Source organism: Streptomyces sp. NBC_00536 (genome assembly GCF_036346295.1).
GTDB lineage: Bacteria > Actinomycetota > Actinomycetes > Streptomycetales > Streptomycetaceae > Streptomyces.
Genome location: NZ_CP107819.1, coordinates 5,175,778 through 5,190,774 on the forward strand (window position 1 = coordinate 5,175,778; position 14,997 = coordinate 5,190,774).

Here is a 14,997-nt window from a genome sequence, read left to right on the forward strand (position 1 = left end):
GCATGAACGGTACTCAGTCCATAGACGCCCCTTGGGGCATATCCGTGTTCGGTGCGGCGAGCGTGGACGCCGCGCCTGATGTGGCCCGACTTCGCGTGGCGGTCAAGCAGACGAGGCAGAAGGCGAGCGAGGCGTTCGAGGTCACACGGGGCAGCGTCAACCAGGTCCGGGAGGTGCTGCGCGGCCACGCGGTCCCGGACACGGCTGTGTCCGCGTCACGTCTGAACCTGGAGTCCTCGTGGAACTTCGGCAATGAGCGCAAGTTCCTCGGTTACGAGTGCACGGCCGCGTTTGTGATCGAGCTGCGTGAGCTGGACATCCTGGAGGAGGTTCTTGTCGATGTTGTCGAAGCCGGCGCGAACCAGGTTGCGGGTGTCGAGTTCGATGTGAGCACGAAGAAGGAGCTGCGAGCCCAGGCGCGCACGGCCGCCGTCGCTGCCGCACGTGAGAAGGCTGCTCTGTATGCGGAGGCCGGGGGTGTCCGACTCGGTCCCGTCATCCACATCAAGGACGTGGACTCCGACCAGCTGCAGAACTCCTACCGTGGACACGGTCGATCGGGTGGTGGCGCAGGAGACGGTGACCTCGCCCCCGGCAAGGTCACTGTGACGGCAGGTGTCGTGATCGGCTTCTCGATCATCGGTGGCTGACACCAGGCGCACAGACGTGGTGCCCGGCCGCGAGCGCGAGCCGGGCACGACGTTCCTTGTCTGCATGGAAGTAAGAGGGCTGCCCCTGGCGATCCAGCGGCCAATCGATGTGTCGACGGGTCTGGATGCCAGCACAGATCCACCCCCACCGGAACGCGCGTCCGGCGGGGGCTCGTCCGCGTCACGGGCCGGGAAGCGGTCAGGCCTGCTTGATGTGGTCCACGAACAGCCCCCAGCCGATGTCGGTGATCTCCAGGACCGGGCCAGCCGGACGCTTGCTGTCACGGACCGGCACTATGCCCGTACCCGAGACGGAGCGCGGCGACCACTCCAGGCAGTTGCCGCCCTCGGGGCTGCTGTAAGACGACTTGATCCACTGGGTAGCGCTCACTTCAGTCTCTCCATCTGGTCTCTTATGAGGGCGGCGGACTCGGCGGCTGACCTGGCTTCCCCAGACAGGTCCACGAAGGCCTGTACAGCGTTGCGCACATCGTCAGGGTCCGTCAGAAGCGATGCGGTCCGGTACTGCTCGACGCATACCACCTGCGAACCCTTGGCTCCCCGCAGGATACTGATCGGGTAGTCCATCAGCAGATTGGGTTTCGCCGACCACGGCACGATGCGGATGCTGGTGGTCGCACGCTCAACATGCCGCAGCAGCAACGCTAGTTGTCGCCGCATCGCATCCGGCGCGACAGGCTGAAGGCGGAGCGTTGACTCGCCCAGGAGTAGGCGCACATCCGGCGGGGACGGTCGGTCAAAGGCCTCGCGCCGCGCGACCCGGGCACTCGTGAGCCGCTCGATCTTCACCTCCGGCGCACTGGGCATACCCGCCCTGATCAAGGAGTGTGCGTAGCCCCGCTCCTGAAACGCCCCTGGGATGACGTTCGGCGCCCACTCCCACACCTCCGTGGCCGTACGCTCCAACGCCATGCGTTGCTGGAACCTGGCAGGGAAGTCCTGAGCGAGCATGGCCTCGTGCAGCCGCTGAAAGAGCCCATCGGTGCCAAAGACCTCGTCCAGTCGCGCAGGTACACCCCTCGGGATGGCCCCCTCTCCGCGCTCCAGCCGACTGACGGCCGTCTTTGAGATCCGCAACTTCCGCGCGAGCTGCTCCTGGGTCAACCGCCCCTCGGGCCACAGTTCGCGGGCCTTGTGAAGCTCCTCTTTGAATCGCTCGCGAGGGTCAACCGACTCCTCGGACGCCGTCTCCAATGACACGCCGCACCTCCCGACCGGCCGTCTGGTCCGCAACGGCACGCCACACGATTGCGCTGGTCAGAAGTCTTGGCATATGCCCCCCTGACCAAACCCCAGGTTGGACCCGGAATCCCTTTTCAGCGTAGCGAGTTGGGGGCCAGGCTGGAGACCGGAAACGGAAGCCCGCACGGCCCAGGAGGCGGACAGACTCATGACGGGTGACAGCGCTATCCCCACGACCACCGCACACGTCACACGCCTCGCGGATCTCCGGGACGCCATAGATCTTCGGGCCTTCCACCGGCTCTTGCCGGAGGACATCTCCAAGGACTACCCGCCCCTCACGCGGGATCTCCTGATCCGGGTAGAGGACGGCTTGCGGAGGGCGCTGTGAGCACCCCCAAGCGGTATGTACCCATGTCCGACGACTGGGTGGTGAGCGTGGCCACAGGTGAGCAGTACCGGGTCCTGGTGGATAGGAACGGCACCACCTGGCTACAGCTCCCGGGAGACGGATCCGTCCGGCCCGCAGGGACCGCGCAGCTCCGCCTGGCAAGCCTGGGCGAAGTCCGCCGCGCCAGCGAACCGAAGGGGGCATGGTGATGATGAACAGCAACGAGTTCTGGCACGCGGACCCCAACGGCCCGGAAATGGAACGATTCAAGGCCCTCTTGGCTCTCGTCTTCGCAACACGACAGGCACAGGAACGGCTTGCGGCGAACCTCTACGACACCGCGGAAGAGCGCCAGGCAGACGAAATCCGCGTCGGATTGGCACAGCTGGTCCAGGACGCAGCTCAGCGGGCCGAAGACCTCGCCACGATCCCCCCGGACGCCTACTGGCCCAAGGGCGCGGCGCTACAGCGACCCGTCGAAGGCACGGCAGGGACCAACCCGGTAGGCGGGCTGTGATGAGGGCTCCTCTGGCACCCGCCTTCGCCCAGCACTTCACCTCAACTCCTCGTGGCGCGCGCCTCGCCCGCCACCTGGCGGTGCTCCAGCTTGAGAACTGGGGTGTGCCACCCGGGACGAGCACCTCCGATGCGGTGGCCTCGATCGTGGGAGAGCTGACCGCCAACGCAGTACGGCACGGCAGCCTCCCTGGACGGGACTTCGAGCTACGGCTGATCCCCGAAGGGATCCTCGAAGGGATCCCCGAAGGGACCGGCATCCGAATCGAGGTAGCTGACACCAGAGGGGACCGGACTCCCCGAATTCAGAGTGACCCGCAGGGGGAGAGCGGGCGCGGGCTCCTACTGGTCCGAACCCTCGCCAGCTCCTGGGGAGTCACGGCCCAAGGCTCCGGAAAGACCGTGTGGGCCGTACGAGACCTTTCGGGCTGGGACGCTCCCGACAGGGCGTGAAGTCCGCCGTTCCCTCCGGCTCGTGGGTAAGGAGCTGTTGCCGTTCCGATCTTGAGTGGTGTCCGTCGAACGGGAGTCTCGATTGGGTGGTCGCGGGGTGCTCGGCGCATAAGAGGAGGGCCTCCTGATCAGCTCCTTGGTGTCGAATCACCAAGCAACATCAGGAGGCCCCGGTGCCGCAGTCTTGCGTGTCGATGGGCGGGCAGTCCAGTTCAGTCACGCTGGAGTGTGACTGCCTGGCTCACCGGTTCGGAGACGCTGCGGACAACGGGTTTCGGCAGGCGCGCTACCCGACGGACATGACGGGCGCGGAGTGGGCTGTGGTCCGGCCGCTGCTGCCGGTGCCGGGCTGGATGCGGGGTCGGGGAGGCCAGCCGGAGGCGTACTGTCACCGGGCGATACTCGATTCCATCCGCTACCTGGCGAAGTATGTCCCGCTCAGTGGCGAGCTTGCGCTCAATGAACCCACCCAAGCCACCGAACTGACGAGTGTTCCACATTCGGCTGTCTACCTCGCCAACCTGGGCTATACCTATTCCGTGACTGTGCCAAGGGATGTGGACCAAGCACGCAACGAGCTGCGCAGTGTTCTCGACCGGTGCGAGGTGTGGCTGCGTACCGCATCAGTCGCTCCCGAGCCCCCTGCGCAATGGCTGCAGGATCTGCGCGAGGATGCGGGCACGATGACACGGTTGAGGACGCGGGCAGCCTCAACCCTGATCAATGTGGCGCTGCTGGGGGCTTTCTCGTCCGGCAAGAGCTTCCTTCTCAGTGGGCTGCAGAGTGGTCTCGAACTGGTCGAGGTGCCAACTGCCGACGGTCAGACCGCGGACAAGTTCGTCGGGCTGCTGCCTTCGTCCCCGGTTCCCACGACCGCTTGTCCCGCCAGCGTGGTTCCGGTCGACGGCCAGGCGACCGTCGACGCATCGGGCACCGGCTATCTGCGAGTGCGATTCACCGACTCCGGCGAGGACGAGTGGGAGGACGTCGGGAACTCCCCCGCCCCCTCGGTGGTCGCGGCCTACGCGATGCAGGACATGGATGTGACCGACCGGCTCCGAGCTCACCGCGACCGCGAGGTCGCCGAACTCGAAATCATGCTCGCCGGCGCGAAACTCCCGGCGAAGTTCTACGACCTGCCCGGCCACGGTTCGCCGAACCCGATCCACGACATGATCGTCCGAGCCGCGATGGCCGACGCGGACTGCTTCATGTACGTCTCGCACGCCAGCCGCACCCTTTCCGAACGCGACCTTGATCTGATCCGCTTCCTGTACGACCACTATCTGCTGTCGGGGAAACGGGTCGTGTGGGTGGTCACCGCCATCGATGCAGCGGCAAATCTCGATCTCAGAGACGTCCCGGAGTGGAAGGCGACGATCGCCCGCAACAACACCTACCTGAGAGAGAACTTCACGCTGAACGGCCAGCCGGACCTGGGCTTCATCGGCGAAGGCTTCCTGCCGGTCTCCCCCGCCCTGGAAGCGCGCGCCGACAAACTCGGCGCGGAGGGAGCGGAGGCCGCCGCGCGACGGCAGCATGCGGAGAGCCGCATGGACACGCTGCGCCAGGCGATCGAGGACCTGATCAGTACCGGAACCGGCACCAGGCACATCGCAGCGGTGGCGACGGAGGCCCAGATCCTCATGGCTCCGCGGCACCACGTACTCGCCGAGCGACTGCGCAACGAACGCCTTGAGATCGACGAACTCAAAGAACTACTGAAGAGCCAGGAACGGCGGCTGGATCTCCTCGACTCAGCCCTGCCGCGCATCCGCGAGGACCTTGAACGCAAGCTCCATACCCGCATCGCACGAACCGTTCGCCCCTTCACACGTCTGGCGGTGCATCTCCACACCGAGCTGGACGACACCATCAGGGCCACCGACCTCAACAGGCCCACCAAAATGAACCAGATTCAGGTGTTGAAGGCGCAGGCGCTCCGTACCTGGATCGAAGCCCCGGTCGGCCCCGCAACGCTCTGGAGGGAGCAATTCGAGGCCTTCAAGAAGGACATCGTCCAGACGGTCGACCAGGTCTTCGGCGACAAGGATCTCGCAGGACGGCTCCCGGACTTCGCCCTCGACGTGAGCAACCTCTCCGTGCCCCATCAGAACCGGCGCTCGACCACCCGCCACGACGTGGTTCAGCGTGCGGCTGCACTAGTTGGCATCGTTGCACCCGTCGCAGCAAGCGGAGGTTGGCTGTACGGACTCGCGGCGGCCGGCACGCTCTTCCCGCCCGCCGGTCTCGTCGCCGGAGTCGCTGCACTGGTCTTTCTCGGAGTTCAGCACCGCAAAGGCGTAATCAGCTCCCTGCAAGTCCTCCAGGACGAGTGGATCAGCGCGATGGACTCCGAAGTCACAGCACACAAAGAACAGTTCACACTCGCGACAAGTATTCAGGGAACAGACGTCATCGATCACCTGGCGGATAACCTGGCGCAGTACCGGGAACAACTCGAACAGTCCCGAGATCACGTCCGTGAGCGCATCACCAACCCGGAAAACCAGGTACGGCAAGGCCTCATCGATCAGCTCGAACCGCTCTGCACGGAAGCACAAACTCTCCTCGACTCCCTCGGCGCACTGAAGGCGATCTGAGCCTGACGCTGTCGGGGATCTTGGAGGCGTCGAGTTCATCTGCCAAGGGTCCGCCAAGAGGTGAGCCGGGGGATCTTGTGCCTGTCGAAAACGCGACGCTGCAACAGCGGCTGGTGCCGGTGAGGCTGTAGAACAGTCCTCCGGCCCCCCTGAAGCGCTCAGCTACGGGCGAAGGCGCGCAGGTCTTCGTTGAGGCGGTCCGCGTGGGTCGCGAACAGCCCGTGGCCCGCGTTCTCGTATACGTGGAGCGTCGCGCCCGGGATCAGGGCGGCCGCGCGGCGGCCCGTGAGCTGGAGCGGGGCGGAAGCGTCGGCGGACCCGTGCACGACGAGGACCGGGCAGTCGATCTTCGCCAGCTCCGGTACGAGGTTCAGCGTGGGCAGCAGGTCATTGAGGGCCGTCCCGGCCCGTGCCGTTGCTCCCTGGCAGAGGCGCACCATGTGCGCCACGTACGCGTCCGACACCGTGGAGCCCGGAAGGTGGCGGGCGAAGAAGGCGTCCGCACCGTCGGCGAAGAACTTCGCCCGGTCCTGCCGGAAGGTCTCGTTGAACGCGCGGATCAGCTGCGGGTCCAGTCCCTCGGGGTGATCCGCCGACCGGGCCGGTCCCGGCGCCACTCCGCTGACGAGAACGACCCGGGCCACCCGCTCACCGCCGCCGAGAGTCAGGTGGCGGACGACCTCGGTGGTGCCGAAAGAGTGCCCGACCAGTGTGATGTCGCGCAGGTCCAGGTGGTCGAGCAGGTCGCCCAGATCCCCGGCCAGCGTATCGAGGTCGAAGCCGCCCCAGACGTCCTCGGACCTGCCGTGTCCCCTGCGGTCGAGCCCCACGCACCGGAACCCCTCGGCCGCCAGCGGCAGCATCTGGTACTCCCACATCTCGGTGCTGAGGTAGGAGCTGTTGACGAAGACGATGACGGGGCCGTTCGCCGGACCGTAGTCGACGAAGTGGAGGCGGGTGTGGTCGGTCGTGGACTCGAAGTACGGCATGTCGGGGTCCCTCCCTGAGGCGGCTGCGGGGCGTGGCACCATCCTCGCCCAGCGCCACACGCCGGGGCCATTACCGCCGAGGTCATGGCCGAGGCCGGTCCGTGCGCCCGTACGCCTGTACGTCCTTACGCCGGAGCCCCCGCCGGAACGCGTCCGGCGGGGGCTCTGACGTACGTATGAGGCTGCTCAGCCGTTGAAGGGCGTCACGGCCAGGATCTTGACCTTGGCCTTCTTGCCGTTCGGGAGTTCGTACTGGGCGTCCTCGCCGACCGCCTTGCCCATCACGCCGGAGCCCAGCGGGGACTGCGGCGAGTAGGTCTCGAAGTCCGAGGACGCGTACTCGCGGGAGGCCAGCAGGAACTCCAGCGTGTCGTCCGGGTCTCCGTCGAAGGCGATGGTCACGAGGGTGCCGGGCGCGACCACACCGTCGGACGCGGGCGCGGTGCCGACCTTGGCCTTCTCCAGGAGCTGCGTCAGCTGGCGGACGCGCAGCTCCATCTTGCCCTGCTCCTCCTTGGCCGCGTGGTAACCGCCGTTCTCGCGCAGATCGCCCTCTTCGCGGGCGGCTGCGATCTTGACCGCGATCTCCGTGCGTGCGGGACCAGAGAGGTAGTCCAGCTCGGCCTTCAGCTGGTCGTACGCCGCCTGGGTCAGCCAGGTGACGCTCTCGCTCGTCTGGGTCACAGGTGCTCCTCGTCGGTACAGGGGGACTAGGGGGACAACAAAGTCGCCGGCAACGGGCGAAACCACGAGCCTAACAATTCGGCAGGAAAAGGGGGAGGACACCGGGCGTGTGAAGTGCGTCAGGGCCCGGCAGCACTGACCGGCGGCCGCCCCATGATCACCCGTACGGCGGCCCGTACGACGGCCCGTACGGCTTCGCCCACGGCGCCCTAGCGGGCAGAGCCCCCGGCCGGCTGGCAGCCGATCAGCTCGATCATCGTGGCGCGGCCGGTGGTCTTCAGCGACACCGTCTCATCGACCCGGCCCGACGCCTGAGCGAAGGTGTAGTCCGCCCGGCCGACCTCGCCGTGCTGCTTGTCCTGCGAACTGAGCGTGCACACCCCGGTGACCGAAGCGTCCTTGCGGACCTCCAGGTGCACCTTCACCTCGTTGTCCGAGACCACCTGGAACGTGATGATCTGCGCGCTGACGCTCTGCCCGCCGACGTAGTCCCAGCCGATCCAGCCGACCACGCCCAGCAGCACCGCCCCGAGAACGGCGCCCACGATCTTGAGCTTGCGATCGCTGCGCTCGTCCGCCGACCGGCCGTAACGGCCCTCGGGAAGCCCCTCGCGCACCGCGCTCATGATCGTTCCTCTCCGGAGGGGCCGGAACCTTCCGGTCCGCGATTCGGTCGCCTGACCACTGGAGGATCCCACGCCCCTCAGGCGGGGGCGGAATCGGGGTTCCCCCGCGACGCCCTCGCGGGGTGGCCCGGATCCGCCTCCGCGCCCCCAGCGCTGAGGGCACCCGGCGCGGCTTTCGTCTGAAGGGAGGCCGTCTGCACCTGGCCGGAGGCCTCGCCCTGACCGTTGTCTGGTCGCGCGCTCTGCCCGCCGCGCCGTCCAGTGTCCGGGTCTACCGGGACAGCCTTGGCCATTGGTACGCCTCCTTCGTCGATCCCGCCGAGGCCCAGGTACTCCCCGAAGCCGGGCAGGCGATCGGTATCGACTGGGGTGTGAAGCAGACCGCGACCACCACCAGCGAAGCGCACGACCTGTCCCACCCCGAACACGGGAAGAGGACATCTGGCCGCTTGGCCCGCTATCAGCGGATGATGGCCCGCCGGAAGTCGAAGCGTGGGCAGGCCGCCTCCAGGGGCTACCGCAGAGCGCGCCGGCAAGCCGCGAAGGTGTACAAGAAGGCCGCCCGGCAGCGTCAGGACACGGCCCGCAAGTGGGCCAAACGGGTAACGGCCGACTTCGACCAGATCGCGGTGGAGGACTTCCGCCCGAAGTTCCTTGCGAAGACGACCATGGCCCGCAAGGCGGCCGACGCAGCGATCGCGTCCGCCAAACGCGAGCTGATCAACATGGCGCGCAAGCACGGGCGGACGGTTTGGTTGGTGCGTCCCGCGTACACCACCATGGACTGCGGGCAGTGCGGAGCGAGAGCCAAGCGCGCACTACCGTTGTCGGAGCGCATGTATACCTGCGACGCGTGCGGAGTGGTCTCTCCGAGGGACCGGAATTCCGCGCGCGTGATGCTCGTCCGGGCTGGTCTCGACCCGGCTGGCGCTGATCGCGTAAGACCCGAAGGGCCGCAGGTCCGCCAGGCAGCGTGAGCCAGGAATACCCCTCGCAGGACGCTTGCTGAGGGGGAGGAGTCAATATGGAAAGCCACGCCCGACCCAAAGAGGATCCTGTCTTGACCGAGCAGCTTCGACTGATGGCCGTCCACGCGCACCCCGACGACGAGTCGAGCAAGGGCGCGGCCACCATGGCCAAGTACGTGTCCGAGGGGGTGCCCGTACTGGTCGTCACCTGCACCGGCGGCGAGCGCGGCTCGGTCCTGAACCCCAAGCTCCAGGGCGACAAGTACATCGAGGAGCACATCCACGAGGTGCGCGCCAAGGAGATGGACGAGGCCCGCGAGATCCTCGGCGTCGAGCAGGAATGGCTCGGCTACGTGGACTCCGGCCTGCCCGAGGGCGACCCGCTGCCGCCGCTGCCCGAGGGCTGCTTCGCGCTCGCGGACGTCGACGAGGCGGCCGGCGAGCTGGTGAAGAAGATCCGCGGCTTCCGGCCGCAGGTCATCACCACCTACGACGAGAACGGCGGCTACCCGCACCCCGACCACATCATGACCCACCAGATCTCCATGGTGGCCTTCGAGGGCGCGGCCGACACCGAGAAGTTCCCCGAGGACGAGTTCGGCCCGGCGTACCAGCCGCTCAAGCTCTACTACAACCAGGGCTTCAACAAGCCGCGCACCGTCGCCCTGCACGAGGCGCTCCTCGCGCGCGGCATGGAATCCCCCTACGGGGAGTGGCTGGAGCGCTGGAAGGAGTTCGAGCGCAAGGAGCGGACCCTGACCACGCACGTGCCGTGCGCGGACTTCTTCGAGATCCGTGACAAGGCCCTCATCGCGCACGCCACGCAGATCGACCCGGACGGCGGCTGGTTCCGCGTGCCCATGGACGTCCAGAAGGAGGTCTGGCCCACGGAGGAGTACGAGCTGGCGAAGTCGCTCGTCGACACTTCCCTCCCCGAGTCCGACCTCTTCGCGGGCATCCGGGAGAATGCGTAGCTATGAGCGCTACGCAGGCAGCACTGACCCAGCTCCTTCCGCTGGCGGGTGACACCTTCGACAAGAACAAGGTGACCCCCGGTCTCCTCGGCTTCATCGTCTTCGCGGGCCTCGCCGTCGGCGTGTGGTTCCTGATGAAGTCCATGAACCGGCACATGGGCCGGGTCACCTTCGAGGAGGCACCCGACCCGGCCGCGGCCACGACCGGGGCCGCCTCAGCCGAGGCCCCGCGGGCTTCCTAGTACGAGTAGCCGCGGAAGCCGCCGCCCCGCCCCCGCCAGGGGGTGCGGAGCGGCGGCTTCCGCGCGCCCGCCGCACGCCCACGCCTAAGCCGACGGCGCCGCCACCTGGACCCCCATGATCTCCCGCGAGTGCCGGTCCGGGACCATCGACAGCCGCCACGCCTGCCAGCCCTCCGCCGGGTCCACCCCGCGCGCCAGGATCACCCCGTACGGCTCCAGGCAGTCCTCCAGCTTCCCGTCCCGCGCCGGATGCGGGTCCGCCAGCAGCGCCGCCAGCTCCGCGCGGGCCGCCGCCAGACCCTCCGGCCCCGGGGTCGCGTACGGCAGCATCGTGCACCGCAGGAAGCGCGCCCAGTCCTCGCCGCGCAGGTCCCCGTACGAGGCGAACAGCCGCCCCGCCTCCTCGCACAGCCCCACCGCCTGGGCCAGCCGCCCGTTCCCCGCGTCCACCACCGCCAGCTCCAGGCAGGTCCAGCCCTCCCCGTGGGCCAGCCCGATCCGCCGGAAATCGGCACGCGCGTCCACCAGCAGCTGCCGGGCGAACCCCGAATTGCGCAGGTTCCCGGTCTGGGCCGCCCGCTGGTCCCGGGTCACCCGCCCCGAATGGTGGCGCGCGCACGCCAGCCCGTACACGTCCCGCATCCGCGAGAACATCGTCCGCGCCCGCTCCAGCTCCCGCACCGCCGGATCCCGCTCCCCGCTCTCCTCCAGCGCCTGCCCCAGGTAGTACAGCGTCCACGCCTCGCCCCGCGCGTCCTCCGCCTCCCGGTGCCGCGCCAGCGCCTCCCGCAGCTGCTCCACCGCGACCGCCGGATCACCGTCCACCACCCGGGCCCGCCCGAGCTGCGTCAGCGCCCACGCCTCGCCACGGCCGTCGTGCGTGCGCCCGTACAGCTCCAGCGCGAGCCGCAGCTCCGCCTCCGCGCGCGGCACGTCGTCCATCCGCAGGCACACCTGCCCCAGCTGGAAGTGCGCCCACGCCTCGCCGTGCACGCTCTCGTTCTCCCGGTGCAGCACCAGCGAGCGCTCCAGCAGCGCCAGCGCCTCCGCCAGGTGCGCCAGGTCCCGCTCCACCGCCGCCAGCGCGTGCAGCGCCCACGCCCGGTCACCCGCCAGCTCCGGCGGCTCCTGCAACGCGATCGCCTCCCGGATCCGCGCCGCCGCCTCCGGCAGGTTCCCCTGGTGGTGCAGGGTGATCCCCAGCGAGACCAGCGCCATCGCCGCGCCCGCCTCCTGGTGCGCCTCCATGTACTGGTCCACCACCGACGTCAGCGTCGTACGCGCCATGTCCAGCTCACCGAGCTGGCGCGCCGCGATCCCCGTGCGCCACTGCACCGAACGCACCAGCAGACCCTGGTCCACCGCCTGCGCCAGCTCGTTGATCTCCCCGAGCCGGTACAGGTCCCCGCGCAGCAGACAGAAATCGCACAACGCCCCCAGCAGGTCCAGCACCGCCTGCTGGTCCACGCCCTCCGACTGCCGCAGCGCCGAGGTGATGAAGCTCGACTCCTCCTCCAGCCAGTTCAGCGCCGCGTCCAGCGAGGCGAAACCGTGCCCGCCGAACTGGTTCGCCCGCGTCGACATCTTCCCGTCGACCATCCGGATCACCGAGTCCGCGAGCTGCGCGTAGTTCCGGATCAGCCGCTCGTGCGCCGCCGTCGCCGAAGCCCGCTCCTCGTCCGCCGCCAGCCGCGCCGCCGCGAACGCGCGCACCGCGTCGTGCATCCGGAACCGCTCCCCGCGCACATGGTCCAGCAGCCCCGCCTTCGCCAGCTCCCGCAGCAGCCGCACCGCCTCCGCCTGGTCCGCCCCGATCAGCGCCGCCGCCGCGGCCGCCCCCAGCGAGGCCCGCCCCGCCAGCGCGAGCCGCCGCAGCAGCCGCCGCCGGTCCTCCGGCAGACGTACGTACGCCAGCTCCAACGCCCGCTCCAGCAGGCCCCCTTCACCCGCCCGTACGCCGCCCAGCGGAGCCAGCACCCGCAGCGCCAGCGGCAGCCCCGCCCCCAGCCCCAGCAGCCCCGCCGTCACCTCCTCCGCGTACGGGCCCACGCCCGCCGCCGCCGCACCCGCCCGCACCACCTCCGCGGACTCCACCGCCCCCAGCCGCTCCACCGCCAGGTGGTGCACCCACGCCGGAGTGTCCGCCGGCAGCTCCAGCGCCTCCCGCGCCGTCACCAGCACCAGACTGTCCGAACGCTCCGGCACCAGCGTGCGCACCTGCGCAGCGTCCGCCGCGTCGTCCAGCACCACCGTCACCGGCATCCCCCGCAGATGCTGGTGATACAACTCCGCCAGCCTGCGCACCTGTTGGTCCGCCGACGCCCGCTCCCGGAACAGCAGCTGCTCGCGCGGCGCGCCCAGCCGGTTCAGCAGGTGCAGCAGCGCCTCCCGGGTCGGCAGCGGCGCCTCACCGCTCCCGCCGCTCCCGCTCAGCGCCACCACGCACGCGCCCCGGAACTGGTCCCGCAGCTGGTGCGCCGCCCGCACCGCCAGCGCCGTACGCCCCACACCCGGCTCGCCGTGCAGCACGACCACCACCGGGCGGGTCTCCGTACTCGCCCGCGCCGCCTGCACCCACTGCGCGATCTGCCCCAGCTCCGCCCGCCGCCCCGCGAACGGCCCGTCGGGCTCCGGCAGCTGCCCGAACGACTGCTCCAGCATCCTGCGCCGGCGCGCCTCCGCACTGCGGTCCGCCCCGCGCAACTGCGGTGCCCGCGTGGGCCGCTGCGTCCGCGCCGCCGCCGTCACCTGCCGCTGCTGCTCCAGGAACGGCCGGATGCCCCGCACCTCCAGCGCCGACAGCCACTGCAGCCTGAGCTGCTCCGGACCGCCCGGCTGCCCCAGCGCACCGGCCCGGCGGCTCGCCGCCGGCAGATGGGTGCCGGTCACCTTCGCGACCGTCGCGAGCCCGCCCGCGACCAGCGCGACGGCCCCCGCGGCCGCCGCCGTCGCCGGAGTCGTGTCGAGCGCCAGATCCATCCCGAAGGCGGCCGCCGCGGCCACCGCACAGGCCAGCATCGCCGCCCCGGCGCTCTGCCGCCGGAACGCCTCGCGCAGCGAGTACTCCCCGGCCGCGGCCTCGTCCAGGGCGCTCACGTACGCCCCGTACTCCTCGGCGGCACTGGCGGCCAGCGCATCGAGAGCCTCCCGCCCCCGCGCCAGCAACGCCGCCTTGTCCCCGGCCGCCCCGGACCGCAACAGCTCCTCGTCGACGGCCCGCACCAGCAGACGCTCGGCCTCACCGCGATGACTGACCCGCATGCGCATCCTCCTCCGAAGAGCCCGCCCGCGAAGCCCAAGTGTGAGGCGTGACGCCCCGGAGCGCGAGGGAATCTGAGCGAGATCAGAGGTAACGGGCATGCGCCACAGCCGAATTGACCGTGCGTCTGGCGTGGCAGATGTAACCGACCGGTTGCTCGTGCGTTGAGCCGGGCATCGTAAGAACGCTCGATCGGGAGAACGACGTGGACTCCATACCTCACACCGCCGAAGGCGGTCCCGTGCCGGTGGCCTCATACGCCCGCACGTCCCAGGACTCACCCGAGCGCGACGCGCGGGGCGTGCGCCACCAGCACCGGATCAACGAACGCACGGCCCGGGAGCACGGCTGCGCCGTCGTGGCGACGTACACGGACAACGCGTGCGGCGCCACCAAGGACGACCGGGACCGGCCGCGCTGACGTCCGCGCCGGGCCGCGTGCACGTCGACCGCGACGGCCTGCGCGATCCGTACAGCAAGGCGGGTCTCCTACGGGGCGCGGAATCCCTCCAGGAGGCGATGGCGGAGCGGCGGAGGCATGGCCGGAGGGTTCAGGACTGGCACTGGTCGCGGGCCATGGACGGGCTCCCGCACAGTGGCCCCAGACCCTTCGGCTGGCAGGAGGACCGGCAGACCCTGCATCCGGTGGAGTCCGGGCTCGTGCGTAAGGCGATCGAGGACCGCATCGGGGGAAAGCCCATCGGCGAGGTGGCGCGCGAGTGGTGCGCGCTGGGTGTCACCGGAACGCGCGGGGGGCGGCCGAACCCTCAGGCGATCACCCAGATCCTCACGGCTCCGCGGGTGTGCGGCTACCGCGCCAACCGGGGCGAACTGCTGATGGACCCGGAGACGGGTGCGCCGTTGGCCGGGGCGTGGCAGGCGATCGTCACTCCGGAGGAGTGGACGGCAGTCTGCGCGACGTTCTCGGCGGGCAGCCTGTACATGCATCGTGGTTCGCTCAGTCCGCGACTGACCGGCCGGAAAGCCGGGCCGAAGTACCTCGCCAGCGGGTTCCTGCGCTGTGGCGCCGAGGTCGCGGGCGGCGGCACCTGTGATCAGCCCATGGGCGGCTGCAAGAGCACGCGCAGCCGTAAGAGCCCGTACAACTACATCTGCAACGGGGCGGCCGGCCGCGGTTGCGGGAAATGTGCCATCAGTGGCCCGTTGGTGGAGGATGCCATCGCCCGATCGCTCTTCCCCGCGGACGGGCAGGGGAAGGTCCGGCTCCCGGAGCCGATTCGATTGCGCTGGCATGCGGGCGAGATGGGGTTCGAAGAGAAGCGCAAGGTGATCGCCTCGGTCCTCACGTGCCTGGTGATCCGGCCGGGGAAGAAGGGCTCCCCGGCCTGGGACCACTCGCGCGTCGTTCCGGTCTGGAAATGGGCTGATCGCATCCGGGGTGCTGAACCGCAGGTCTGATGGCCCCGTCACGTGGCGGC

General features: G+C 69.4%; 16 protein-coding genes. 10 read left to right on the forward strand and 6 right to left on the reverse strand.

What is annotated here, in order from left to right:
- Positions 1-2: 2 nt before the first annotated feature.
- A complete protein-coding gene (locus tag OHS33_RS23060) occupies positions 3-650 on the forward strand; it encodes an SIMPL domain-containing protein (protein ID WP_330335159.1) in 648 nt (215 codons plus the stop codon).
- A gap of 199 nt (positions 651-849) precedes the next feature.
- Here the strand turns inward: OHS33_RS23060 and OHS33_RS23065 are convergent, their stop codons facing one another.
- A complete protein-coding gene (locus OHS33_RS23065) occupies positions 850-1,041 on the reverse strand; it encodes a DUF397 domain-containing protein (RefSeq protein ID WP_330332301.1) in 192 nt (63 codons plus the stop codon).
- Entirely contained in the window at positions 1,038-1,871 is an 834-nt protein-coding gene (locus tag OHS33_RS23070) for a helix-turn-helix domain-containing protein (protein ID WP_330332302.1), read from the reverse strand. The genes OHS33_RS23065 and OHS33_RS23070 overlap by 4 nt, the downstream gene beginning before the upstream one ends.
- A gap of 190 nt (positions 1,872-2,061) precedes the next feature.
- Here OHS33_RS23070 and OHS33_RS23075 point away from each other — a divergent pair, with 190 nt between their 5' ends.
- From OHS33_RS23075 to OHS33_RS23090, 4 genes are all read left to right on the forward strand, one after another.
- The gene (locus OHS33_RS23075) at positions 2,062-2,244 is read left to right on the forward strand and encodes a hypothetical protein (RefSeq protein WP_330332303.1); all 183 of its coding nucleotides are present in this window, start codon (positions 2,062-2,064) and stop codon (positions 2,242-2,244) included.
- Positions 2,245-2,446: 202 nt separating this feature from the next.
- Positions 2,447-2,761, forward strand: a complete 315-nt coding sequence (locus OHS33_RS23080) for a hypothetical protein (RefSeq protein ID WP_330332304.1) — start codon at positions 2,447-2,449, stop codon at positions 2,759-2,761.
- Positions 2,761-3,213: an ATP-binding protein gene (locus OHS33_RS23085; RefSeq protein ID WP_330332305.1), complete on the forward strand. Its 453-nt coding sequence runs from the start codon at positions 2,761-2,763 to the stop codon at positions 3,211-3,213. The genes OHS33_RS23080 and OHS33_RS23085 overlap by 1 nt, the downstream gene beginning before the upstream one ends.
- A 299-nt stretch (positions 3,214-3,512) precedes the next feature.
- Positions 3,513-5,816: a dynamin family protein gene (locus tag OHS33_RS23090; RefSeq protein WP_330332306.1), complete on the forward strand. Its 2,304-nt coding sequence runs from the start codon at positions 3,513-3,515 to the stop codon at positions 5,814-5,816.
- 158 nt (positions 5,817-5,974) lie between these two features.
- On the opposite strand, the gene OHS33_RS23095 is transcribed toward OHS33_RS23090, so the two are convergent.
- The 3 genes from OHS33_RS23095 to OHS33_RS23105 form a co-directional block, all read right to left on the reverse strand.
- Positions 5,975-6,805 carry an alpha/beta fold hydrolase gene (locus OHS33_RS23095; RefSeq protein WP_330332307.1) on the reverse strand — a complete coding sequence of 277 codons (831 nt, stop codon included), beginning with the start codon at positions 6,803-6,805 and terminating at the stop codon, positions 5,975-5,977.
- 186 nt (positions 6,806-6,991) lie between these two features.
- Positions 6,992-7,489: a transcription elongation factor GreA gene (gene greA / locus OHS33_RS23100; protein WP_330332308.1), complete on the reverse strand. Its 498-nt coding sequence runs from the start codon at positions 7,487-7,489 to the stop codon at positions 6,992-6,994.
- A 209-nt stretch (positions 7,490-7,698) separates the two neighbouring features.
- Positions 7,699-8,115 (reverse strand): DUF4307 domain-containing protein, encoded by a 417-nt coding sequence (locus OHS33_RS23105; RefSeq protein WP_330332309.1) that lies wholly within the window; start codon positions 8,113-8,115, stop codon positions 7,699-7,701.
- A 122-nt stretch (positions 8,116-8,237) separates the two neighbouring features.
- Between OHS33_RS23105 and OHS33_RS23110 the strand changes: the two genes are divergently transcribed.
- The 3 genes from OHS33_RS23110 (at position 8,238) to OHS33_RS23120 (ending at position 10,299) form a co-directional block, all read left to right on the forward strand.
- Complete coding sequence (locus OHS33_RS23110; RefSeq protein WP_330332310.1) at positions 8,238-9,092, forward strand: RNA-guided endonuclease InsQ/TnpB family protein; 855 nt, start codon at positions 8,238-8,240, stop codon at positions 9,090-9,092.
- Positions 9,093-9,175: 83 nt separating this feature from the next.
- Positions 9,176-10,057, forward strand: coding sequence for a mycothiol conjugate amidase Mca (mca, locus tag OHS33_RS23115; protein WP_330332311.1), 882 nt, complete (start codon positions 9,176-9,178; stop codon positions 10,055-10,057).
- A 2-nt stretch (positions 10,058-10,059) separates the two neighbouring features.
- The gene (locus OHS33_RS23120) at positions 10,060-10,299 is read left to right on the forward strand and encodes a hypothetical protein (RefSeq protein WP_330332312.1); all 240 of its coding nucleotides are present in this window, start codon (positions 10,060-10,062) and stop codon (positions 10,297-10,299) included.
- Between the two features lie 84 nt (positions 10,300-10,383).
- Here OHS33_RS23120 and OHS33_RS23125 read toward each other — a convergent pair whose 3' ends face one another.
- A complete protein-coding gene (locus OHS33_RS23125; RefSeq protein ID WP_330332313.1) occupies positions 10,384-13,560 on the reverse strand; it encodes a tetratricopeptide repeat protein in 3,177 nt (1,058 codons plus the stop codon).
- Between the two features lie 203 nt (positions 13,561-13,763).
- Between OHS33_RS23125 and OHS33_RS23130 the strand changes: the two genes are divergently transcribed.
- Positions 13,764-13,979, forward strand: coding sequence for a recombinase family protein (locus tag OHS33_RS23130; protein WP_330332314.1), 216 nt, complete (start codon positions 13,764-13,766; stop codon positions 13,977-13,979).
- 224 nt (positions 13,980-14,203) lie between these two features.
- The gene (locus tag OHS33_RS23135; RefSeq protein WP_330332315.1) at positions 14,204-14,977 is read left to right on the forward strand and encodes a recombinase family protein; all 774 of its coding nucleotides are present in this window, start codon (positions 14,204-14,206) and stop codon (positions 14,975-14,977) included.
- The last annotated feature ends 20 nt before the right edge of the window (positions 14,978-14,997 follow it).

Coding starts and splice junctions, on each gene's coding strand:
- OHS33_RS23060 (WP_330335159.1), top strand. CDS start 3: ATGAACGGTACTCAGTCCATAGACGCCCCTTGGGGCATATCCGTGTTC.
- OHS33_RS23075 (WP_330332303.1), top strand. CDS start 2,062: ATGACGGGTGACAGCGCTATCCCCACGACCACCGCACACGTCACACGC.
- OHS33_RS23080 (WP_330332304.1), top strand. CDS start 2,447: ATGGTGATGATGAACAGCAACGAGTTCTGGCACGCGGACCCCAACGGC.
- OHS33_RS23085 (WP_330332305.1), top strand. CDS start 2,761: ATGAGGGCTCCTCTGGCACCCGCCTTCGCCCAGCACTTCACCTCAACT.
- OHS33_RS23090 (WP_330332306.1), top strand. CDS start 3,513: ATGACGGGCGCGGAGTGGGCTGTGGTCCGGCCGCTGCTGCCGGTGCCG.
- OHS33_RS23095 (WP_330332307.1), bottom strand. CDS start 6,805: ATGCCGTACTTCGAGTCCACGACCGACCACACCCGCCTCCACTTCGTC.
- OHS33_RS23105 (WP_330332309.1), bottom strand. CDS start 8,115: ATGAGCGCGGTGCGCGAGGGGCTTCCCGAGGGCCGTTACGGCCGGTCG.
- OHS33_RS23120 (WP_330332312.1), top strand. CDS start 10,060: ATGAGCGCTACGCAGGCAGCACTGACCCAGCTCCTTCCGCTGGCGGGT.
- OHS33_RS23125 (WP_330332313.1), bottom strand. CDS start 13,560: ATGCGGGTCAGTCATCGCGGTGAGGCCGAGCGTCTGCTGGTGCGGGCC.